At 47.9% G+C, this 24430-nt stretch carries 18 protein-coding genes; 8 read left to right on the top strand and 10 right to left on the bottom strand.

The window, feature by feature from the left end; all coding sequences use genetic code 11:
- Positions 1 to 105: 105 nt before the first annotated feature.
- Complete coding sequence (locus D7D25_RS18540) at positions 106 to 351, bottom strand: hypothetical protein (RefSeq protein WP_255417272.1); 246 nt, start codon at positions 349 to 351, stop codon at positions 106 to 108.
- On the opposite strand from D7D25_RS18540, the gene sprA reads away from it, so the two are divergent.
- The 8 genes from sprA to D7D25_RS10670 all read left to right on the top strand — a co-directional run bounded on the left by sprA (position 257) and on the right by D7D25_RS10670 (position 14753).
- On the top strand, positions 257 to 7480 hold the full coding sequence (sprA, locus tag D7D25_RS10705) for a cell surface protein SprA (protein ID WP_255417269.1): 7224 nt from the start codon (positions 257 to 259) through the stop codon (positions 7478 to 7480). The genes D7D25_RS18540 and sprA overlap by 95 nt on opposite strands.
- A 240-nt stretch (positions 7481 to 7720) precedes the next feature.
- Positions 7721 to 9280, top strand: a complete 1560-nt coding sequence (locus D7D25_RS10700) for a sensor histidine kinase KdpD (protein ID WP_122968950.1) — start codon at positions 7721 to 7723, stop codon at positions 9278 to 9280.
- Between the two features lies 1 nt (position 9281).
- The gene (locus D7D25_RS10695) at positions 9282 to 9998 is read left to right on the top strand and encodes a response regulator transcription factor (protein WP_019539830.1); all 717 of its coding nucleotides are present in this window, start codon (positions 9282 to 9284) and stop codon (positions 9996 to 9998) included.
- A gap of 206 nt (positions 9999 to 10204) precedes the next feature.
- Entirely contained in the window at positions 10205 to 10930 is a 726-nt protein-coding gene (locus tag D7D25_RS10690; protein ID WP_255417268.1) for a CDP-alcohol phosphatidyltransferase family protein, read from the top strand.
- 219 nt (positions 10931 to 11149) lie between these two features.
- On the top strand, positions 11150 to 12022 hold the full coding sequence (locus D7D25_RS10685) for a YicC/YloC family endoribonuclease (RefSeq protein WP_185140249.1): 873 nt from the start codon (positions 11150 to 11152) through the stop codon (positions 12020 to 12022).
- Positions 12023 to 12068: 46 nt separating this feature from the next.
- Complete coding sequence (gene gmk / locus D7D25_RS10680; RefSeq protein WP_122969019.1) at positions 12069 to 12632, top strand: guanylate kinase; 564 nt, start codon at positions 12069 to 12071, stop codon at positions 12630 to 12632.
- 166 nt (positions 12633 to 12798) lie between these two features.
- Positions 12799 to 13719, top strand: a complete 921-nt coding sequence (locus tag D7D25_RS10675; protein ID WP_122968948.1) for an alpha/beta hydrolase — start codon at positions 12799 to 12801, stop codon at positions 13717 to 13719.
- Between the two features lie 140 nt (positions 13720 to 13859).
- A complete protein-coding gene (locus tag D7D25_RS10670; RefSeq protein ID WP_122968947.1) occupies positions 13860 to 14753 on the top strand; it encodes a bile acid:sodium symporter family protein in 894 nt (297 codons plus the stop codon).
- Positions 14754 to 14860: 107 nt separating this feature from the next.
- On the opposite strand, the gene D7D25_RS10660 is transcribed toward D7D25_RS10670, so the two are convergent.
- From D7D25_RS10660 to ccsA, 9 genes are all read right to left on the bottom strand, one after another.
- The gene (locus D7D25_RS10660) at positions 14861 to 16513 is read right to left on the bottom strand and encodes an ABC transporter ATP-binding protein (RefSeq protein ID WP_122968946.1); all 1653 of its coding nucleotides are present in this window, start codon (positions 16511 to 16513) and stop codon (positions 14861 to 14863) included.
- A 3-nt stretch (positions 16514 to 16516) separates the two neighbouring features.
- The gene (locus D7D25_RS10655; RefSeq protein ID WP_122968945.1) at positions 16517 to 17644 is read right to left on the bottom strand and encodes a nucleotidyltransferase family protein; all 1128 of its coding nucleotides are present in this window, start codon (positions 17642 to 17644) and stop codon (positions 16517 to 16519) included.
- On the bottom strand, positions 17641 to 17910 hold the full coding sequence (locus D7D25_RS10650; RefSeq protein ID WP_122968944.1) for a PqqD family protein: 270 nt from the start codon (positions 17908 to 17910) through the stop codon (positions 17641 to 17643). The genes D7D25_RS10655 and D7D25_RS10650 overlap by 4 nt, the downstream gene beginning before the upstream one ends.
- Before the next feature lie 5 nt (positions 17911 to 17915).
- Positions 17916 to 18356: a S24/S26 family peptidase gene (locus tag D7D25_RS10645; protein ID WP_122968943.1), complete on the bottom strand. Its 441-nt coding sequence runs from the start codon at positions 18354 to 18356 to the stop codon at positions 17916 to 17918.
- Between the two features lie 2 nt (positions 18357 to 18358).
- On the bottom strand, positions 18359 to 19234 hold the full coding sequence (locus D7D25_RS10640) for a hypothetical protein (RefSeq protein WP_122968942.1): 876 nt from the start codon (positions 19232 to 19234) through the stop codon (positions 18359 to 18361).
- A 23-nt stretch (positions 19235 to 19257) separates the two neighbouring features.
- Positions 19258 to 20337, bottom strand: coding sequence for a hypothetical protein (locus D7D25_RS10635; RefSeq protein ID WP_122968941.1), 1080 nt, complete (start codon positions 20335 to 20337; stop codon positions 19258 to 19260).
- A gap of 79 nt (positions 20338 to 20416) precedes the next feature.
- Positions 20417 to 20554 carry a hypothetical protein gene (locus tag D7D25_RS18025; RefSeq protein ID WP_158602596.1) on the bottom strand — a complete coding sequence of 46 codons (138 nt, stop codon included), beginning with the start codon at positions 20552 to 20554 and terminating at the stop codon, positions 20417 to 20419.
- Positions 20555 to 20757: 203 nt separating this feature from the next.
- Entirely contained in the window at positions 20758 to 21732 is a 975-nt protein-coding gene (locus D7D25_RS10630; RefSeq protein WP_122968940.1) for a Gfo/Idh/MocA family protein, read from the bottom strand.
- 319 nt (positions 21733 to 22051) lie between these two features.
- Entirely contained in the window at positions 22052 to 24400 is a 2349-nt protein-coding gene (gene ccsA / locus D7D25_RS10620; protein ID WP_255417271.1) for a cytochrome c biogenesis protein CcsA, read from the bottom strand.
- Between the last annotated feature and the right edge of the window lie 30 nt (positions 24401 to 24430).

The raw sequence follows: 24430 nt of genomic DNA, 5'->3' as shown, positions 1-24430 counted from the left end.
TACACTGATGAATGATATTTTGAAGAGATGATGACAGGCTGATTACGTAATACGGATTTGAATAGATGAATCCTGTCAAGCTGTTGTTTCTCTGAGAAAAATTAGTCACATATCCTTTCTTATCCACACGGCTATCTCTCCTTTCTTCTCACGATGGCCGTATGGAGTTCGTATGCTCATTCTCCTATGTGCGTATTGTTTTATATGCCCGTTCCCTCTTTTGAGGCAAGGCGGCAAGGGCCTATATGCACAATCCGTGCCTCCCCAGTCCCCTCTGTCCACCCAGTCCGCCCAGTCATCCAGTCCCCCAGTCTCCGAACCGCCCGACAGCACCCTTACCTCCAATATCATTCCCTCCCATTTGCAGGATCCTCCCTCGGTGCGAACAGAAGTCCGGTACGATCATAATACCAACCTCTATATCATTGAACGGACGATCGGCGATATGGTGGTCGGCATACCCATTGTCATGACACCAAAGGAGTATATGCAATATCGTCTGAAGCAGATGCAAAACACTCATTTCAGGGATCGTAATGCTTCAGTCGACAGCAGCCCGCCACCCGTCCGCCCCACTCCACTTTCCCGACAGCGGGCGAGGAATAATCAGGGTGCCACCATTTTTGGTCCCGGAGGGGTACGGTTGGCCACTCAAGGATCTATAGAAATTTCCGCGGGGTTAAAAAGGGATGTGAACAACAACCCCACTCTGCCGCAACGGGCACGTGTACGCAACCGGTTCGATTTCGATCAGCAGATTCAACTCCATATGAACGCGAAGGTGGGCGATAAGATTGACTTCAATATCAACTACGACAACGAGGCCACTTTCGATTTGGATGCCAGACAGATAAAACTGGCATACAAGGGCGATGAAGATGAGATCATCAGGAATATAGAGGCGGGGAATGTGAGCATGACCACCACCAATTCACTTATCAACGGGGGGACGGCACTCTTCGGCATAAAAGCGGATCTGCAGTTCGGCAAACTACATGTCAACACTCTCTTTTCCCAGCAACAATCGGAAACACAGACGGTGAATAGCCGCGGGGGGGTACAAACCACACCGTTCGAATTCAATGCCGACCAATATGACGCGAACAGGCACTTTTTCCTGGGTTACTATTTCCGTGAATCATACGACCACGCATTGGCCAAGTTACCCTACGTCCAGTCGCCGGTCTCGATCACGCGAATGGAGGTATGGGTCACCAATAAACAGGGCAATTACGATCAGGTGAGAAACCTTGTCGCGTTTGCCGACCTGGGGGAGCACAATACCATACATAACCCTTTCTGGGCAGCGCAGGGAGGTGAAGAGTACCCGCATAACCGCGCCAACTCCATGTACGGACAGCTTGTCACCGCGTATGCCGGCGCGAGGGATATCGCCGCCACCGACAATGCATTGCCTGACAACATAGTGCGTGGTGTAGATTATGAGAAACTCGAAAACGCACGTCTTCTCAACCCGTCGGAATACACATTCCAGACGCAGTTAGGCTATATCTCGCTTCAAATGCCGTTGCAGGCGGACGAAGTGCTGGCGGTCGCTTTTGAATACACCCGCAACGGACAGGTATACCAGGTAGGAGAATTTTCCGATGATGTGGGGGGAGGCGCGCTCTTCGTGAAACTGCTGAAACCGGTTTCCCTCTCCCCACGATCTTACACCTGGCACCTGATGATGAAAAACATCTATTCCGTAGGTTACAGCGCTTACGATTTGCAGAAAGAACATTTCAAACTGCAGATCACCTACCAGAGCGATACTACCGGCATTTACCTGAACTATCTTCCCAACAGCGGGATCGAGGAAAAATTACTGTTGCAGGTGATGAACCTCGACAGGCTCAATTCACGCAATGATCCCTATCCCGACGGGATCTTCGACTTTCTGGACAGTTACACCATTGACAGTGGAAACGGACGTATCATCTTCCCCGTGGTGGAGCCATTCGGCTCACACCTCCGGGAAAGAATCGGTGACGATGTCGTGGCTGACCGCTTTGTCTATCAGGAGTTATATGACTCCACGCTCACCACTGCCCGCCAGGTGCCGGAAAAGAACAAATTCCGCATGAGTGGCGAGTACAGAGGTTCATCAGGGGCAGAGATCAACCTGAACACCACGAATGTCCCGCGGGGCTCGGTCAGGGTAACTGCCGGCGGCGTCACCCTGACCGAGGGGGTGGATTACACTGTGGATTATCTCTCCGGCGTAGTACGTATTATCAACCGGTCAATCATCGATGCCGGCACCCCTGTGAGCGTCACACTCGAAAACCGGATGGCATCACAGACGCAACGCAAAACGCTGATGGGGGTGAATCTACTTTACAACTTCTCAAAGAATTTCTCCGCCGGTGCCACGCTGATGCACTATTACGAAAAACCGCTTATCATGAAAACCGCTTTTGGCGATGAGTCGGCAAAAAACACCCTGTGGGGACTCAACATGGATTATAAAAAAGAGTCCATCGCGCTGACCAACCTGCTCAACCTGCTGCCGTTCGTGGAAGCTACCGCTCCCTCCCAACTATCGGCCAGGCTGGAATTTGCCCATCTGATCGCGGGACATTACAAAAACAAACACCTGGGCGGTTATTCCTATCTCGACGATTTCGAGTCCTCCGCTTCAGGGATCGACCTCCGCAACCCTTACACCTGGTCGCTTGCCGCCACACCTTATAACAACACCTCCACCGGGTTATTTCCCGAAGCGACTCTTTCCAACAATATCGAATACGGCAAAAACCGGGCGCAACTGGCGTGGTTCCATATCGACGGCATGTTCACCTACAGAAACTCGGGACTCACCCCCTCCCATATCAGGAACGACGCCAAACAGCTCTCCGACCACCGCGTGCGGGAGGTCTATGAACGGGAGATATTCCCCGGCAGGGATGCCTATTTCGGGCAACCCGCCACCATCCCGGTACTCAATCTCTCTTACTATCCTAACGAGCGGGGACCCTATAACCTCGACACCAACGTGGACAGTGAGGGCAGGCTCCTCAATCCACAGGACCGCTGGGGTGGCATTACACGCCGGATGGATGTCCGCGATTTTGAAGCGGCCAATATCGAATACATAGAGTTCTGGCTGATGGATCCTTTCGTGAATGACACGCTGGGCACCTCACAAGGGGGCGACCTCTATTTTAACCTGGGGGAAATATCGGAAGATGTGTTGAAAGACGGCAAGAAATTCTTTGAGAACGGACTGCCGGTCGACGGGGATACCACAGCCGTAGGTTATTCGGTATGGGGAAAGTACCCCAAGCGCCAGTCCACCGTGTATGCTTTCGACAATTCCCGAGGCGACGAATCCCGCCGGCTACAGGATGTGGGGCTGAACGGCTTGAGCAGCGAAGAAGAAAAATCATATCCCGCTTACAGGGATTATCTGGAAACATTGCGTCCCCGCCTGTCGGGTGAAACCCTTTCGCGGATGCGGGAAGATGCCCATTCACCGCTCAATGATCCGGCCGGGGACCGTTTCCGCCATTACCGGGGAACGGAACAGGACAGGCAACAGTTGAGTATCCTCGACCGGTATAAGTATTTCAACGGCACAGAAGGAAATTCACTCTCCCCGGAAGAGGGGAATTCCTATTCCTCAGCCTCACGGGCCACTCCCGACGTAGAAGATATCGACAATGACAACACCCTCAATGAGAATGAGTCCTATTACCAGTACAAAATCTCCCTCCGCCCCGAAGCGATGGAGGTGGGAACCAATTTCATCGCAGACAAACGGGAAACGAGCGTACGGCTACGAAACGGAACGGACGGGAAGGTCACCTGGTATCAATTTAAAATCCCTATCCGCGAATATCAGGTAAAAACAGGCAATATAGAGGGGTTCAATAACATCCGTTTTATGCGGATGTTCCTTACCGGTTTCGAAGAACCGCAATTCCTGCGCTTTGCCACTCTGGAACTGAAACGGAGCGAATGGAGGAACTACCGCAATGATCTCGCCTCCGGTGGAGCGGTCAAAGGATCGGGCAACCTCGATATCTCCACGGTCAATATCGAGGAGAACGGCCGCCGCGCGCCAGTCAATTATGTCCTTCCGCCGGGTGTCACCCGCATTCTCGATCCGGGACAACCCCAACTACGGCAGGAAAATGAACAGTCGCTCTCCCTGAAAGTGACCGGTCTCGATCCGGATGACAGCCGCGCAGTCTATAAGGGCAGCATGTACGACCTGCGTCGATACAAACGCCTGCAGATGTTTGTCCACGCGGAACGGTTGCCTGAAGATCCGGGAACCCTACAGGATGGCGACCTCTCTATCTTCCTGCGGCTGGGATCGGATTACAGGAATAATTACTATGAATACGAGATCCCTCTGCGGCTCACCCCCGAGGGGCAATACAGCTCCAACAACCTGCCGGATCAGGAAAAGGTGTGGCCCGGAGAGAATATGTTCGATTTCCCGCTTGCGCTGCTTACCAACCTGAAATTAGCACGCAATGCGGACAAACAACACGATGACCGAGTATCCTTTTTCACACCTTACACACGCCACGATCCCGAGAAGCAGGGAAACAGGATCACCATCACCGGCAATCCGTCGCTGGCCGAAGTAAAAGTACTGATGATCGGCATCAGAAATAACACCGACAGTCACAGGTCGGCGGAAATATGGGTCAACGAACTACGTTTGAGCGAATTCGACCAGAAAGGAGGCTGGGCGGCACAAGGAAATGTGCAACTGGCGCTGTCCGACATCGGGACAGTCAGCTTCTCCGGCCGGAAAGAGACGGCCGGCTTTGGAGCACTTAGCCAAAGCCTATTGCAACGACGCGACGATGATTTCACATCAGTACAACTGGCATTGAATCTGGAAATGGGACGCTTTCTTCCCAAACAGGTCAAGCTGTCGGCACCTCTCTACTTCTCCTACTCCAACCAACTCACCGCCCCCCTCTACGATCCCTTCAACCAGGATATACTCCTGTCAGAATCCCTTCAACAATCCGCCACACCGCTCCTGCGCGACTCGATACGGCGAATCGCCACCACAGGCATCAAAGATGTGAGCCTCAGCCTCAGCAACGTGAAGATGGATATCAAAAGTAAACAGCCGATGCCTTATGACCCGGCCAATTTCAGTTTTACCTACGCCCGCAACGAAAACCAACGCCGAAGCCCCGATACCGAATATGCCACTGTGAGAGACTTCAGGATCCAGGCCAATTATGACTACACACCACAGACCAAGACCTGGGAACCATTCAAGAACAGCAACTCCAATTCCGGTTGGACAAAACCGCTCCGGGCAATGCACCTCAATTACCTGCCCAATAATATCCGGCTCAGCTCCGATCTCAGGCGCCATTATGAAGAGGTGCAGTTACGCGACCTGAACGCCTATGCCGAGGGGATCACACAAGCAGGGCAAAAATACTTGTCGTTCAGCCGTAATTTCTTTTGGAATCGGGATATCTCCATTACCTGGGATCTGACGCGCAACCTGAGAACCGCTTTCCGGTCGGGTACCGTCGCCGAGATCGAGGAACCTTATCTGCAGGTGAACAAAGCGCTTAACAGGAACGATTACTCGATATGGAAAGACTCAGTGATGCGGAGCATCCGCGAACTGGGAAAACCGCTGAACTACGCGCAGACGGCCGACGTGACCTACACCCTGCCGTTCGCCCATATTCCACTGCTCGACTGGATTAGCTCCAGTGCGGCCTATCACTCCCGCTACAGCTGGGAACGAGGCGCGATGATAGAAGACGAGAGGATTGGCAATTTTTTGCAGAACGACCTTTCGTTCACACTCAACCATCGTTTCAACATGGTATCGCTCTACAATAAAATTCCCTTTTTACGGGAGGTCAACAACCGTTTTGCCGGTGAATGGCACCCTCAAAACGACGACAGGGAAGGCAACGGGGGAAACATACGCCAGGCCGCCACCCCTCCCGGAGCATGGAACAGCACCGCTCAGGATTTTGCGCGGTATGCCGCACAGACGCTGATGATGCTCCGCAGTGTCAGCGTCAATTGGGGATACCGGTCGCGTAGCGATATCCCCGGCTTTGAGGGAATGATCGGCGACTTTTTGGGGCAGGCTCACATGCCAGGAAGGCTACAACCCGGATGGAAGTTTGCTTTCGGGCTAGAGGGTGGCGAGCGGTTCGTCGAGAAGTTGAAAACCAATAACCTGCTTGTGCTCAACGAAAACAACATCACCCCGGCGATCTATAACGAAACCAGGAATCTGCGCCTCGATGCCTCCTTAGAGCCGCTTCCGGGCCTAAGGATAGACCTGAATGCCTTGTATGAAAAAAATCATCGTACAGAAATCCAATATATGTTCGACGATATGCCCAAAAAGAGGGGTGGCAGTTTCGCCATGACCGTACAGACCCTTTCTTCGGCTTTTGAAACATCCCAGGCAGACAACAACTACCGTTCACCCGCCTTCGAAAAGTTCCTCGAGAACCGGCACATCATCGCGGAACGTACCAGGCAACAATACGCAGGCACAAACTACCCGACAGGAGGATTCCTTGCCGGGAGCGACTACGAGGGTAAACCCTTCGACAGCAGTACGGGCGACGTGGATATCAACTCGGCCGATGTGCTTATCCCCGCTTTCCTGGCCGCTTACACAGGCAAAAACCCGGAATCGGTGGGGCTCACTCCTTTTCCGGATATCTCCGCGCTATTGCCCAACTGGCTTGTCTCGTATAACCTGATAAGACTGCTGCCTCAACTGGGTGAACATATGCAGTCGCTCACCCTCACCCATCAATACCTTTCCCAGTACAGGATCGGATCGTTCGAATCCTTTATGAGCTGGGTGCCTCTCTCCCCTGGAAGCGAGCTGGGGTATATACGCGACGCGGTATCCGGCTCTCCTATCCCCTCCTCTCCATTCAACATATCTTCCGCAAGTATTCAGGAGAGTTTCAATCCACTGATCGAAGCCCGGGGAGTATGGGATAACAACATAAGCCTCCATTTCAGGATCAACAGGAGCAGAGCGCTCAACCTCAACATTGCTTCCTATCAGGTTGTGGAGACGAGTGACCGCGATATTGTGACCGGTCTGGGATACCGTATCCAGCACTTCAACCGCGTCATTGGCCTTGGGGATCATTCCAAGCAAAGAGAGCGCCGGAAACCCTCCGCGGGTAAAACGGCCGGGGAGACACCACCGGACGACAGGAGGGCCGTGTTCAGTAACGATCTGAATATCCGCCTCGATATTTCACGGAAAATCACCCATGCGCTGATCAGAAGAATTGAAGAAGGGTTTACGCAGGCCACAAGCGGCATCAAGACAACCACTGTCAGCTTTTCCGTCGACTATTCATTAAGCAGGTTGGTCACCTTGCGTGCTTTTTTTGACAAGATGGTTCACCGCCCGCTTGTCTCATCGGGTTCCTACCCCACCTCAACCACCAGCGCGGGAATAAGCCTCCGATTCAATATGGATCAAAATTGATGTGAGGACGCGGTGATGTGATGTGGTGATGTGTCTCGATCACGCCAAAGAAATCCTAAAATGAATACGTAATTGAAGGCATTCTGTTAATTTATGTTGTAAAAGCCATCCCATTACGATTTTTTTTAATTTTAAGGACAAGTGTTAAACAAAAAAGCGGTTTATTTGTTAAATTAAAATCAAGAGAGACGATCTTTGAAATAAAATTATCACTAAAACGGAGGTAAGTAAAAGAAGTGTATGAAAAAATCGACTATCTGGTTGCTTGCTATCGTGATGTTCACCGCGTTTTTTGTATTGTTATTCCTGCAGGTCAGGTATATGAGCACCAGTCTGGATATTCGTACTCAGCAATTCGACGAGCAGGTGAATAGAAGCCTGTATAACGTGATGAAAGACCTGGAAAAGGATCAAACACGAAGATACCTGGAACAGGATATGATTGAATCGGAAAACAGGTATTCACAATACAACGGACCGCAAATCTCGCCAAGCATCACCAATAAAAGCAGCAGTACCACGATTACCAGCCCCGATGGAAGTGAAACAAGAATCGAACTGAGCAGGGCACGGCAGTCGGCGCGTCCGCGGCAACAGCGGGAAAGTGTGTTTTTATCCCCTAACCAGGGTTCCAGCACCATCTCCAGGACACAGTACGACTTGCAGCAATCTCTGCAGAAACGCTATCTGCATGAACGTCAATTGCTGGATGAAGTCATCCTGGACATAATGACACGCGCAAGTGATGAACCGATTGAAAAAAGGGTGGATTTCAACGACGTGGAGCGACACATTCGATCCGAACTGGCATACAATGGGTTGAATGTGCCATTCAGTTTTCAGATTGTGGATTTCAACAACAAAGTGGTTTACTCCTCACCGGGGTTCTCCACAAAGCAGAAAGACGCGATCTACAATCAGATTCTGTTTCCCAAAGACCCGCCGGCAAAATTAAACAGGCTGAGGGTTTATTTCCCGACGAGAAGTAATTATGTGTACGGCGAACTTTCTTTCTTTATACCGTCGCTTATATTCACGATTATCCTGTTGATAACGTTTATATTTACGGTGGTATCACTCTTCAGGCAAAAGCGTTTGTCTGAAATGAAAAACGATTTTATTAACAATATGACGCATGAGCTGAAAACACCCGTCTCTACCATCTCGCTGGCATCACAGATGCTCAAGGATGAATCGATACTGAAATCACCCGAAGTGTTCAAACATGTCACCGGTGTGATCCACGACGAAACCAAAAGATTGAGTTTTCAGGTGGAAAAGGTGCTGCAGATGTCACTTTTCGACAAGCAGAAGGCCACGCTGAAAATGAAAGAAATCGATGCCAACGATCTGGTGGTGAGTGTGGCCAATACGCATGTGTTGAAAGTGGAAAAACTGGAAGGGACCCTCGACATCGACCTTCAGGCGGAGAAATCCACCATTAAAGTGGACGAGATGCATTTCACCAATGTGATTTTCAACATCCTCGACAATGCGCTGAAATATAAGAAGAAGGATGTTCCGCCGGAGTTAATGATCCGCACAAGAAACGAAGGGAACAAGATCATTATCAGTATTGAGGATAATGGGATCGGAATGAGAAAGGAGGATGCGAAGAAAGTATTTGACCGGTTTTATCGCGTGCCTACCGGCAACCGTCACGATGTGAAAGGATTCGGCCTGGGGCTGGCATACGTGAAAAAAATCGTGACTGACATGGACGGCACCATTCGTGCCGACAGTGAATTAGGAAAAGGAACAAAATTTATAATAAGTTTACCCGTAATAACACAAAAATGATATGGAAGAGAAGTTAAAAATTTTTTTATGCGAAGATGATGAGAATCTTGGCATGTTGCTGAGAGAATATCTCCAGGCAAAAGGGTTTGACACCGATCTGTTTCCCGACGGGGAAGCCGGTTTCAAAGGATTTGTGAAGACGAAGTATGATCTTTGCATCGTGGATGTGATGATGCCTAAAAAAGACGGAATTACGCTTGTAAAAGAAATAAGAACCATCAATACAGAAATCCCCGTGATCTTCCTGACTGCAAAAAATATGAAGGAAGATGTCTTGGAAGGGTTCAAAGCAGGTGCCGATGATTACATCACCAAACCATTCAGCATGGAAGAGTTGGTGCTTCGTATTGAAGCGATCATCCGCCGTGTGAAAGGCAAGAAAAGCAAAGAACAACAAGTCTACAGCTTTGGCACAATGACATTCGACACCCAAAAGCAAATCCTTTCCATTGGTGACACCCAGACAAAACTCACCACCAAGGAATCGGAGTTGCTTTCGCTCCTTTGCGCGCATGCAAATGATATCCTGGAACGGAATCATGCCCTGAAACAAATATGGGAAGAGGACACCTATTTCAACGCGCGCAGCATGGACGTGTATATCACCAAGTTGCGTAAATTGCTAAAACCTGAGCCCAATATCGAGATTATCAATATCCACGGTAAAGGTTACAAATTGATTGTTCCTACCGATGAAAATGAAAATAGTGAACAATAAATAGGATTTCCGATCTTACAAAAGCCGCTTCCGTAAAGAGCGGCTTTTTCATTCAATAAACAGACTATTCAAATCTTATTAAACTTTTTCTCGTAACAGAACCGCAACATTCAATTTATTGACTACATTTGCAATGGCAATAGTTCGGCGTTTTTTTCAAAGAACCGTTCCAATTAAGATACGGTAATATTAAAATGGAAAGTCATATGAAGAATAACAGAAGAGAAATGGTGAAATCACTCAGGCTTATCGCCAGTGATCGTCGGAGAACGAATATACTTCGCGAATGGGAACAGAAAACAATTGCCTATCTGGTACAAAAAATACCTTCATGGATCTCTTCCGACGGCCTCACAGCCATCGGTTTTTTCGGTAACCTGACAGTAGCTGGCAGTTTTGTGATGGGAGCCTTCCTGCATCGCCACTGGCTTCTGTTGTCCCTTATCGGTTTCGCCATCAACTGGGTGGGCGACTCACTCGACGGACGGTTAGCCTACTACCGCAACAAACCCCGCAAATGGTATGGCTTCTCACTCGATGTAACGGTAGACTGGATCGGTACTTTCCTTATCGGATTCGGCTACACTATGTATGCTCCCGGATGGTGGAAATATGCAGGTTTTTTCTTCGTCATTCTGTACGGATGGGAGATGATCACCGCCCAACTACGGTATAAGATAGTCAATAAGTACTCTATCGATTCGGGGATTTTCGGTCCCACAGAGGTGCGATTGGTATTAGGCACCATTATCACCGTCGAAGTATTTATCCCCGGATCCATACAATATCTCGCCACTGTGGCCTGCATCGTTCTTCTGGTATCCAATCTTGTGGAAGCGCGCAAACTTTTAAGGTTGGCCGACGAGCGTGACAAGGCCGACCGTCGCATGAAAGAGGAAGAATACCAAAAGAAACGGATAGAGAATGCCTGAATGATACCCTCTAACTTTCACCACGCAAAGAGACCGAAATATGTCGAAAATCGCTACCTTTGCATAACTATTTCATTAAAATAACGGTTAAGTGAGAGCAATGTCAAGCTGGCTTGAAGCATTGCTCCGGACAATAGTTATTAATCAAAATGAGCGTGGCCGGGTTTACTTGTGTTATGCCATGGCGGGAATAGTACATTTTTATTAAAAGCATACAAAATGGCATACTCAATGACGGGATATGGCAAAGCCGTGGCAGAACTCCCGAACAAGAAAATAACAGTTGAGATAAAATCATTAAACAGCAAGCAATTTGACTTGTTTACACGTCTTCCCTCGGCCTATCGCGAAAAAGAAATTGCCCTGCGGAACTCTTTAGCCCGCCGTCTTGTGCGCGGCAAAGTGGACCTCTCCATGAATGTGGAGGTGATAGCCAAAGATGTGACATCGAAGATCGATTATAACGTGCTGGGCCAGTATTACCGGGAAATCTCGGGTCTGGCGGACCAGTTGAATATCCCCCCGCCACAGGAATGGTTTCCGGTACTGTTGCGCCTGCCGGATGTGATGAGACAGGAACAGGAGGAGTTGAGCGACGAGGAGTGGAACGTTATTGAACAAGCCGTGGACCAGGCTGTGGACGATACCATTGCTTTCCGCAGGCAGGAAGGGGAAATGTTAGCCCGGGTATTGGCAACCAAGATCAGCAATATCCGCACCCTGCTGGAAGCCGTGGAACCGTTTGAGGAAGAACGGGTGGAAAAGGTCAAAAGCCGTATCCGTGAGGGATTAAACGGCTTGGAAGGGATCGAGTACGATAAAAATCGGTTTGAACAGGAAATGATCTACTATATCGAGAAACTGGACTTGAATGAAGAGAAAAACCGGCTGGCACATCATCTCGATTATTTCATCTCCACGCTGAAAGAGAAAGAGCCTCAGGGAAAAAAACTCGGATTTATCGCGCAGGAGATTGGCCGCGAGATCAATACTCTCGGCTCAAAGTCCAACCAATCGGGAATGCAACGGATCGTGGTACAAATGAAAGATGAACTGGAGCAAATCAAAGAGCAAATTTTAAATGTACTATAAATTACCGGCAAAGCTTTGAATGCCAATGACGGAAAACGGAATGACGATGGCCAAACTGATCATTTTCTCAGCGCCTTCGGGTGCGGGAAAATCAACATTAATAAGATTTTTACTGGAACAGGGATTGAATATCCGGTTCTCCATCTCAGCAACCAGCCGTAAACCACGCGGGGAAGAAAAAAACGGTGTTGAATACTATTTCCTCACGCCCGAAGAATTTCGCAGACGTATTGCTGACAACGAGTTCCTCGAATACGAAGAGGTGTACAAAGATAAATTCTACGGCACACTGAAAAGCGAAGTGGACCGCATTCTCGCCGAAGGGATGAATGTTGTCTTTGATGTGGATTGCATTGGCGGATTAAACATCAAAAAGATATACGGCGACCAAGCCTTGAGCATTTTTGTGATGCCGCCATCGGTAAAGGTGCTGCGTGAACGGCTCGAAAAACGGGGAACCGACACTCCGGCAGTGATCGAATCCCGCCTCGCGAAAGCAGAATATGAAATGAGCTTTGCTCCGCAATTCGACGTGACGGTCTATAACGGCGATTACAATCAGGCGAAAGCGGAAGTATTGAAACTGGTTACCGATTTCTTAATGGACTGATATCCCCCCGATAAATCGGGATAATTTGTCCCAATCCTCGGGAACTGGGCGCAATCTTTCGGAAAGGAATGCCAATAAATTCATTGATGTGCTGATTCATGGGTTGAACGATATGCTACTTAGTAATTGGTAATTGGTAATTGGTAATTTATAACTCACCTATTCTATGACTAATAAACTACTTCTTTTGAATGCCCTCCTTTTCCTGACACTGACCCTTTTCGGGCAAACAGTGCGGAAAGAGACACGTCTCTATGCTGAAAAGACGGGGCAAGAACTGAGGATGGATATTTATCAAAGCGACTCCACGACCCTGCAACCGCAACCCTGTCTGCTGTTTGTTTTCGGTGGCGGATTCAAAAATGGTGAAAGGGGTGCGGCACTCTATCATCCCTTTTTCAATTATTTCGTTAAAAAGGGATTCACCGTCGTTTCCATTGATTACCGCCTGGGAATGAAAGAGCAGAAGGCACCCGGGGTATTCAATACCAAGCCGCTACGCAACGCCATTGCCATGGCGGTCGATGATCTCTATTCGGCCACCCACTATCTGCTTGAGAATGCGACAGAGCTACATATCGACCCGTCACTGATCATTATCAGCGGATCAAGCGCGGGCGCCATCACCGTATTACAGGCCGACTATGAGAACAGGGATAACCATCCCTCGGCGAATGTGTTACCGGACGACTTTCGCTATGCAGGTGTCATCTCCTTTGCCGGTGCTATTTTCAGTACCGAAGGAGTACCGTCCTACACCCAACCGCCTGCTCCGACCCTTTTCTTCCATGGCACTGCCGATAGGTTGGTACCCTATGGCAAGACACGGTTTTTCAATCTCGGTATGTTTGGTTCAAAACCATTGGCGAAGAAATTCAGGCGCGAACGGTATCCTTACATGTTCTACAGTATGGAAGATATCGGACACGAAGTGTCGGAATATCCCATGCAGGAGTTTCTGCCGGAGATCGACCGGTTCATCTCCGATTATGTGTTCAACCGAAAACAATGGATGACCGATATCCACTTCAAAGATATGCTCCGGAAGTCGGACACTTCCACCACACCGGGCAATTACTATAATTAATTGCTAATCACCTCACAAATCACCAATTACCAATCAGGCACTTACAACCATAGCTGCAAATAAATAACAACCGGCACATTCATCCAACAATCAATTGGTCATTGATAATTGATGATTGTCAATTCACACTATATGAATATATGCGGAAATATATAGAGAAATACCTGCTCCCCATCGCGATGGCGCTGGGGATTGCGTTTCACACGCGATTATCGGTACTTTCCCCCTTTATTCCCTATCTGTTGGCGATGATGCTCTTCATCACATATAGCCGGGTGAGATGGAGCGATATCAGGCCTACCAAATTTCATTATATCCTGCTCTCTATCCAATATGTAGGCAGCGCGCTTATCTACCTTGCCCTCCGGCCGTTCAACGAGACACTTGCGCAAGCGGCCATGATCTGTATGCTGACAGCAACGGCAACCTCCGCGCCCGTCGTGGCAGGAATGTTGGGAGGCAGCATCGCAATGACCGCGGCGTATGCCATTATCAGCAACCTCACTGTGGCTCTTATCGCCCCGCTGTTTCTCTCCCTGGTAGGGAAAAGCAGTGAATCCATTCCATTGGCCGCTTCTTTCTGGCATATCTTCCGCAGTGTCATGCCTATACTTGTTATACCGTTCCTGGCGGCATTGTTGCTGAGAAAATCGGCACCCCGAATACACAAAAAAATCCAATCGGCACAGATCGTCTCTTTCTATCTGTGGGCAGTCGCCCTCACTATCGTAATAGGCAATATTACTTATTACGTGCGGATGCAAGGTGATGATCATTACCGCCTTGAGATAATGATCGGTGTGGTTTCATTGATAATCTGCCTCCTGCAATTCTATCTCGGACGAAAAATCGGTCGGCGCTTCGGACAGACCGTAGCCGGAGGACAGGGACTGGGACAAAAAAATACCGTACTCGCCATCTGGCTTACACAAACTTATCTGAACCCGCTTGCCACACTCGGCCCCGGGATGTATGTGCTCTGGCAGAATCTCGTCAATTCCTGGCAGATATGGAGGGAAAAACGCAGAAATTGAGGTGGTGCTGTAAATAATTCGATAATGTACAGGTAACTTATCCGCGGCGTGCGTCGCAATCCGACAAATCACTAAAAATAGTATCGATAGTACGAAAAGGGTATATGTTATGCGTAGGATGATTCACTGTCTTTCCGCTCCAACTTGATTGTTTGGTCGCAATATTGTGCCACGATTTCCCTGTGTGTGATAAATATCAGGGTTTTATCTTCGGCCTGAGAGATAAGGCGTTCCATAAGCAGACGTTCAGTTTCCCTATCCAGAGAAGAGCTGAATTCGTCTAACAACAGTATATTTCCCGGTCGCAACAATCCGCGTGCTATGCAGAGACGTTGAGCCTGGCCTTCGCTTAAGCCCGTTCCACGCTCCCCGCAAAGGGTATCCAACCCATCAGGCAGGTCGTATATGAAATCAGCAACCGCAGTCGTTAACACTTTCCGGAGTTCCTGGTCTGTGGCATCCGGATTACCCAACAGCAGATTATCACGTATGGTTCCGCTAAGCAAAGTGTTTCCCTGGGGGACATATATCAGGTTACAGCGTGTGAGCGGAGTGGCTTCCCGTTCCCGCATGGAATTATACAAACAGACCTTTCCTTCCCGGGGTTGGAGTAAGGCAAGCATCAGCCGTATAAGGGTGCTTTTACCTACCCCCGTTTCACCCACGATTGCGGTGCGGCTACCGGGTGTGAAGTCATACGATAAATGCTCTATTATCTGTCTTTTACCATCGGGATAAGCAAACGAAATATTTTCAAGACGTATACCCACCTGTCCGTCGAGCATCTCTTGTTCACCCTGCACCTCAGTGGTCAGGTCATCCAGTTCGTTCAGCCTTTCAGCAGAAGTAATCGTATGTGCCAAAGAAGGTATATACTGGCTGAGCTCCACCAGCGGACGCTGGATCTGTCCGACCAGTTGCAGGAAGGCCGTCATCATCCCAAATGTGATGGCACCTTCATAGATACCCTTTATTCCCCAGAGGAAAGCAATGAGATAACCTGTGGCAAATCCGGCCATGATCAGCATGCGCGAGAAGACGGTGAAGTTTGCGCGCTTCATCACCCGGTTATACAATATGGATTGAATAGCATCGAGCTTGTCGGCCACCGGGATGTTTTGCGCGAGGGTCTGGATCAAGACCTTATATTGCAATTTCTCCTGAATATGGGATTGCACCTGGCTGTCCAGGTTACGTATCTCTTTTGTGAAGCGGCGCATCCGTTTTACATATACTTTGCTCAACACCAAAAATAGGGGCATAATGAAAATAAGCGTCCAGGCCAATCGGGTATTGAGTTTGCTTAGGAAAAGAAAGGCGCCCAGAAACTGGAAAGAAGTGATAATTACCGCAGGCACTGATTTACATATACCCTCGGCGACTACCCGCACATCTTCTTCAATACGGTTGACAGCATCGCCGCTATGAAAACTCTCCTTGCCATTCCACGCGCTGATCATCAGATGGGAAAAAAGATTGTGCCGCCATTTGTTCTTGAAATATATATCCGTCTCGGTTTCCAGGCGATTCTTCAATACCGACAAGAGAATTTGACTGCACATAGTCGCTATCAGCAGCACTATATAGTGGGTCATGTTCCCTTCCATGGAACGGGTGGCGATATCGATCAGTTGTTTTGAGACCCATACAAAGAATAGGCCGGCACAGACATTCAAGATACCTGCCAGGCTATTCAGCACGATGCGAAAACGTATGCCTTGCAAATATTTCAGGAGCTGTCGTATACTGTCGACTATCACGGTTCAATGTCTATTAAATTTGTCATTTACTATTTGCTGCATGCCAATGACTAAATAATAAATATAGTAGAGTGACACATTTTCCCCGATGATCGAAAATAGTTTCAGTGCTCTCCGGTTTTTCATCCTGAAGTTGTGCAGTTTCCCGGATAGATAACCGGGGGGACGTGTCTTCCATTTCGGATCATAATGTCCGAAATTACCCAGTAACAGGATATCTCTCAATATTATTTTTTGAGATGCTTCCCTGAATTTGTCAGTATAAAATGGAAATTCTTCTTTTGTCAGACCCAGCTGGTGTACGGCTATATAACCGAAAATCTGCCATGCGCGCAACAACCGGAAATCGTTAAGGTCCTTCATTAACTCCTGCCTGTCTATTTGAGCATGAAATCTATGGAGATACATTACCCAGTCACACAATTGACGACACCCTATTCCATCCGAAATAAAATGATGGAAAGCATGATTAAAGATATATAAGGCATCAAAATTTGCCGGCGGAAGCAGCACCTCCGTATTATTCAAATTCCAGACATTCAATTTATTTTTTTGCAAATGATATTGAGTCCAGCACTGAAATCTTTTGTTTTTGAATGGATCAGGAAGCTTTTCAACGACACGATGAAGTTCAATTTTCACGCCATCCCAGTCGAAATGAAAATGTTTATGGCTTTCTAATATGCCATTGGAAACAATTCCCCTCCCAAGAGCCAATTCACACGCTCTTTTGTAGTCTTTCTTCCCGATGTATAAATCTATATCGCCACACTGGCGACGGACAGGATTCGGATAATTGCGTGCCACTCCCTGCCCTTTGAGCAGTATGGGATGGACATCTCCGGATTGCAGCAAAGCTATCATGCGGGTCAACCGTTCGTTGAACAACTCATGGCTTTGTTCTATGCGGATAACCGTCTGATAAAGCCGGCGCATGATTGTGGCCGGAGGCTGTAGTTCAGAAGAGAGACCCGATATACCATCGAAAACAATACCGCTCACCGTTTGCATAACGGCTATTTTCAGGATTGCCGGCCAGTCCGTGTCGCGGCAGAACAGGGAAGTGTCCACCGGAGTACCCCATAATCCCGACTGCAACAGGGCGAAAAATTGTTCCTCTGCACGACTCATCTTTCCGCAATGCCAGCTTCGATCCAGTTTGTTGCTATATCGGCGGCATCAGCTAACGCCTGTCCGGCTGGAATGTCATATTTCGACACCAATAAATCCGCGAGGGTCTGTTCATCGAAATCCTTTCCCTCGACTTCCTGCCATAAATAAGCCGCCGAACGGTTGAGGGAAATCAATTTATTAAAATCTATCTGAGCCAGCCCTTCCCCGGCCACAATATACTCCTTGCCCACAGTACGGAGTTTAAATCCTTGTTTTATTCGCATAGTCTTTATATTATTCGTCTATATATTCCCAATAAATATCTTCTTACCGGCAAGAGACTTTTCCACAGGCGGGCTTTGCGGTGCGACTTTTTGCTATCGCAATCAATCTGCCTTCCTTTATGGATAATGGTTATGACCCGACCGCAAATATTTTCCCTGCGGCACTGTTCCATTCCTGAAATATTGCCATCTCCCATCAGGGTAACCTGTTCATCATCTATCTTCAGGATACGGTGCAGAACAAATAGCTTCGGCCTTATTTCCGCCAACACTATATCACCCACACCATAGAGACCTTTTCCTTCCAGCACCACACTATCCTTTCCACCCACGATGAAAGGAAGCATACTGTTCCCCTTAGCCCTGATGGTAACTTGTTTACCTTCCGAAAGCATCCTTGCCACTTCCGGAAGCATCACTTCATTGGACAGTGTGACACTCCGCATTGTTATTTCTTTATCGTGGAGGCCGACAAATCTGCCGCGGCCTTATCCGGCAGACACTCCAGCCGGTAGCAGGGTACCATGCCGATTAGTTTCTCCACCGCGCGATGTATACCCGACGCGATCTCCTCTTCCCACCGCATACTCGAACAGGCCGGGAGCACTATGGCATAAGCCTGCAACAAAGATAAGGTTTTAATTTGATTCAGAGGAGCCTGCTGCAACTTTACAATCCCTTTCAACAAAGCCTCTTCATTGCGGTAACAGGGGGTTTTACCACTCCACGGCGTACCGTACACAATGGCTTTTCCATCGAACACGCGTACTACCGGGTTGTCGTCGTTCAACAACTCGCTCCCTTCTACATGATCTAACCACAACCGGCTATGCGTGCTCTTTCCGGTACCGCTTTTACCCAAAAACATAAAACCATCGGCTCCATTTTTAATAACCGAAGCATGCATCATCAGCGTATCAAGGTTCGCTGTAGAAAACGCATAAAGCAGCATCAGGCAGTTGTTGAGGCAGAAAAAACGGTGCTTATCGCCGGCAGGAAGTTTCACCTGTGCCACCCGAAAAGCAGCATCGACATCCATCGCGCAATAACTTCTGCTTCCCGGATAACCAATGTGGAAACGAAAATATCCGTTTTCTGACTTGAAAACGCCAATAGCAGCGATGTCGTTATCGAATTGCCCTACCTGTTCATAAAGGTATTTATCAGGAAGATCGTCTACAACGGAGAGGCGGAAGAGATAACCGCCCTTCCCTTCCGGTACGAGAAAAGGGGTATAATTACCCAGAGCATCCTTCCCGAAATCCTCAGAAAAAGATAGCCGGAAACGATGCCCGGCTACCTGATAGAAAAAATTATTCTCCAAAATAATGAATATCTATATGCTTTTTAAGGCGCTGTCGTCGGTATTGTCAGGTTGAATGTATAACTCTTGCCTGCTTCAAAACCTTGCGGAAGACCGGCCCCTACATCTTTTGGCACAACGGGAGTCTTTACCCAGGAGGAGGAGCCTTCATCACCTTCATTCACGTAAACACGACCTTGAAATACAATTCTACTACTTCCCAATGGCCCGGTAGGCAGGATAGGAATAAAAAGATTAAAATCAAGCCCGTTCAATGCATCATTTACTATTTGCACTGCTGCTACATTTAGTTTCGAAGTTGGTCCCGGAACTAACAAATCACCGTCTATCCCGCCATCAAGATAAGCGTCCTCGGGATTAAAAAGACCATTAAATCCGTCGTTTGATCCATCCACATCCACTCCCATGCTCATCCGGAACAATCTCGGATATGCAGAAGGAGGATTTTCATTGGTTATACGAACCCGTATCACAGAGGCGAGGTGTTGATAAGATAGATCGACCATATTAGTCCCTTCCTCCCCTATTACCACATCTGTCGCTTTGGCTTTCATAAACATATACCGACCCAGATGTTTGGATGACGCCTCGCTTATAGGCAATGGTTCTCTGATATAATTCCCACCCATATCCGTTTCGAATATCGCAGCCTTGTAAACGGCACCTTCCCTGGTCCAGCCAGCGGCAGGATAAAGTCCATATACAGTGTAGGTCCCGGCAGGGATACCTTCCGCACCGGGGTCGGGTATAAAGGGGGCCTTATCCGGTTTTTCACCCCCGGCAACCACCGCCGTGTAAATACGTTCTATTGGCTCCTCATTGAGATCTCCCCCCGGAAAGAACAGCATTTTGACTTGATCTCCGTCATGCCAGTAAAATTTTTCGCCCAAGGCATAGTCAGGATTATCCTCAATGACTCCCGATCTGGTGCCAATATTCGAATTGGACTCCGTGAATTTTCCAAAAACGCCTTGCATGACAGGTGTATATAACTTTACCTCAGATACGGATTGAGGGACATCATCCCGGGGAATATCCTCATTATTACATGAAACAAACAGGAATAGTGTTGAAATTCCGATTAGATAAAATATTTTCTTCATTTTAGTCAATTTTTGATTATCACAATCTTGTTTATTCTCCTTTCACTCCGATTGGCCTGTGGAAAATAAATATCATTGATTACCACTCTCCTCCGGGTTCGAAGCCGGGACCAGTACCACTGGCACACAGGATGCCTTCCGTTTCCATTTCAATCACTGCGATTGCAGGCTTTTCATAAGCCTCTTTCCCTTCTTTTTCTTCTTGATTTACTTTCATTACTGTCTTTTTTTTATAAGTTAAACATTTTAATTAAATGAGTGATTTTTTTATCAACTCTTACAAGATTGAACAACAGAAATATCTGTTATTATTAGAGTTAGAACAAAAAAAACATTACTATGTTCACAAAAATAAATAAAAAACAGATTCAATCAAACAAAACAGTGAATTTACACCTGCAAATTTAGGACACTATATATTTAACTTTCCAGAATTTTATCCATTACCCAATTGGCGCGTGCGGCCGAGATACCGGTGCTGACAGGTTCTGGCCCGCATCCGTTCAGGTAATTGACAATACTTTCAACGAGATAATACTGGATATTCTCCGGATTTTCTTCACGAAACTCCTGTATGCCTGCGGCTGTATCCATGAGGATGGGGGCAAAATCGAAAGTGGCGAAGCTGAGCTTTCCTTTTGTGCCGATGATATCAATCAGGTCGGTACGGCTGTTTCCAGGCGCAACAAAACTCCAGCTTCCGCTGCCCGTCACGCCGGACTTGAAACAGAAAGCAGCGGTGAGGCTGTCTTCCGCCTCATATAATCCCCCCACATTGTTGGTAAATCCGTATACACCGGTGATCTCGCCGAAGAGATAATCAAGCAGATCAAATTGATGGGATGCCAGATCATAGAAATACCCTGCTCCGGCAATATCTTTTTTCACCCGCCACGGCAATGACTCCCGATGGTAATCTTCCTTATAGGGAGGAATGGCGAAGCGGATCTGCACCGTAGAAATATTCCCCAGGAGTCCGTCATCCATCAGTTGCTTCACCCTGAGAAAATAGGGTAAAGTACGGCGGTAATAGGCCACAAAACAGGGCACACCGGTCTCTCGGGAGACACGGTTTATCTGAAGACACTCTTCGTAAGAGGCGGCCATCGGCTTCTCCACGTAAACAGGTTTACCCGCTTTCATGGCAGCTACCGCATATTCGGCATGTGAACCCGGAGGTGTAGCCACATATATCGCATTTACTGCCGGATCGTTAATCAGGTCGTCGGCATTATCGTACCACTTCCCTATCCCATGCCGACGAGCATAGTCTTCCGCTTTTTGACCGTCACGGCGCATCACTGCTACCACATCCGATTCTTTAACCTTACTGAAAGCCGGGCCACTCTTCTTTTCGGTGACGGCGCCACAACCGATAAATCCCCAATGAAGCATAATATTTAGAAATTAGAACGGAGAAATTGAGAACTGGGAACTGAGAACTGAGAACTGAGAACTGAGAACTGGAAACCGGGAACTGAGAACTGGGAACTGGGAACTGGGAAATTGAGAACTGGGAACTGGGAACTGAGAACTGGGAACTGGGAACCGGAAAGTGAAGAAATTTAAAAGTCTTGGTTCTTGGTTCTTGGTTCTAATATCTACTTTCACTTTTAGATTCCCACTTTTCCACCTTCCCTTTTTCCCTTTTTCCCTCTTTCCCTCTTTCCCGCTTTTCCGCTTTCCCGCTTTTCCGCTTCTTCACTTCTCCACTTTAAATCACTTTTCCTCTTTTCCTATAAGAAACAATCCCCAAAACACCAAGCATTACAAAAGCGATCACAATATACATAAAAACGGAAGATATGCCTTCGGTTTGTCCGTAGGAATGCATCCCGCTAAGGAAATAGTTAACCCCAAGAAAAGTCATCAGGACGGAACCAAAAGCAAAAACCGAGAGCAGATTAAAAAGCCACAGACTATTCCACCCCTTCACTAAATGGAGATGGGTCACCATCGTATAAACCACTATGGAGATCAACGCCCAGGTCTCCTTTGGATCCCATCCCCAGTACCTGCCCCATGACTCGTTAGCCCAAACGGCGCCCAGGAATGTACCTGTAGTCATCAGCACAACTCCGGTGAGTAACGACATATTATTGATAATACTCAATTCCTTGACGCGATAGGGCAAACGGGGGCCATGCTTGGCAAAAGCCATTATTGAAAGATTGGTGATACCCAACAGGAAACTGATACCAAAAAATCCGTAAGCCGCTACAATCACCGCTACGTGGAACATCAACCAGGGCGATTTCAACACAGGCACCAGCGTATTGATCTGTGGATCCATCCAGTTAAGGGCGGCGACGAAAAGGATAACCCCACCGAAAAGCGTGGCGAGTGCGCGTGTGAGTGTACTTTTCCGTCCAAAGACAAAACCGGCCAGCACAGTGGCCCACGACACATAGACCATTGTCTCGTACGAATTGCTCCAGGGCGCATATCCCGATATAAACCAACGCATTCCCATGCCGAATATATGGCAAAAGAACAATAACACGATAACGACGGTGAGCCCAACAGCTGCATAACGCTTCCATCGCTTTTCACCCAACAATCGCGTCAAGGCAATAATGAGCAGCAATCCGCCGGAAATGAAATAGCCTACTTTAACGCGGTTAAAGAGATCCAGCCGGTTATAACGGAATTCAGCCCGCAATTTATCGGGCCGGATTAAAGAAGCCTTATCGTTGTCTGATTGATATGCCTCAATTACTTCCAAAGCATGGTCGGCCTTGCTCCAGTCACCACTTCTCAACGCTTGCCGTACTTCCGCAAGATATTGTTCGAACGACTGTGTAATAAAGACCGAATCTGCTTGGGAAAAGACTGAAAGATCATCGCCCGGTGCATACCATGTATGTGAAGGGTCATTCGGATCAGGATAAATTCCCAGCATAGTATGATTGAACAACTCATAAAGGATATTAACCCGCTCATCGAGCTTAATCAGTTCTTTTTCAGAAGAGGTTCTCTTGTCCGCCGGCCGATGGTAGATTTCCTGTAATCGGGGTAACAGTCTGTAATTTCCCTGCTGGTCGAAAAGATGATAATAGGGTATGTATTCCTCCGGAAGGTTATACCGCGCGCTTATCTCTTTATTCGACAGGGCAATAAGAGGTTCTTGCATCCACATCCGTGGCATAGCAAGCAGGCTGAGCAGAAACTGGTCGGAGTTGAGATCACCAAATGCCTGTTTCTTATGTACCTTACGGAGAATCTCGGAAGAGAATGTATTCATAGGCATGGTCCGTCCCCGGAATTGTACGGGCAATGTGCCGAAGCGGGCCGCGTGTTGCGGTGGTATCCTGTTTGCCTGTACTGTACCGCTCATCGGGCCATCCGGCATATCCCGCGCGCAACCACACGTGGTGATGATCAGAAGAACCGGAATAAGTATGCCTTTCCTGACTTCCTTTAACTGTCGCTGCAACTTACGGAATCGGGAATTAGGCATAAAAAAGATAAGGATGAAACCTGCCACAAGCATCAGATAGCCGGCATAGGTGACACTACGTCCCGCCACATCCCTGTTCACCGAGAGGATAGTACCCATCTCATCCTGATCGTAGGATGCCTGAAAGAAACGATATCCCTTTATGTCCAGCACGTTGTTCATAAACACTTTCGCTTCACGTACCTCTCCATCAACATGTACCAGCAGATCACTTTCATAGGAGGATGGACTCTGGGATCCCGGATAACGGATCAATCTGAAATCCCTGAGTTCCAACACAAAAGGTAAAGTTTCGGTCCTAATACCTTTGGAGGTATGCATCACCAGTTGATCGGTTTTCTCACCTTCACGGATATGCACCTGTCCCTCTTTCCCAAACAGGAATGTGATCAACGCTCCTAAAAGGATAATCACAAGGGCGAAATGGATCACCACCATGGCCCATTTTTTTCTTTGGATGAAATTACGACTGAAAAGGATCAGGATAAAATTCATCACCAGCAGGAATTGAAGGAACAAAAACAGTGGTGAATAATAAATCAACATCTTGGCGGCCTGCGCCCCCATCCACTTTTCGATAAAAGTAGCCATTGCCAAACCCATGGCATAGATGAGCAACAATACAATAGCGGC

This window comes from Proteiniphilum sp. X52 (assembly GCF_003712195.1).
Taxonomy (GTDB): Bacteria; Bacteroidota; Bacteroidia; order Bacteroidales; family Dysgonomonadaceae; genus Proteiniphilum.
This window is presented reverse-complemented; position numbering and strand designations above follow the sequence as displayed.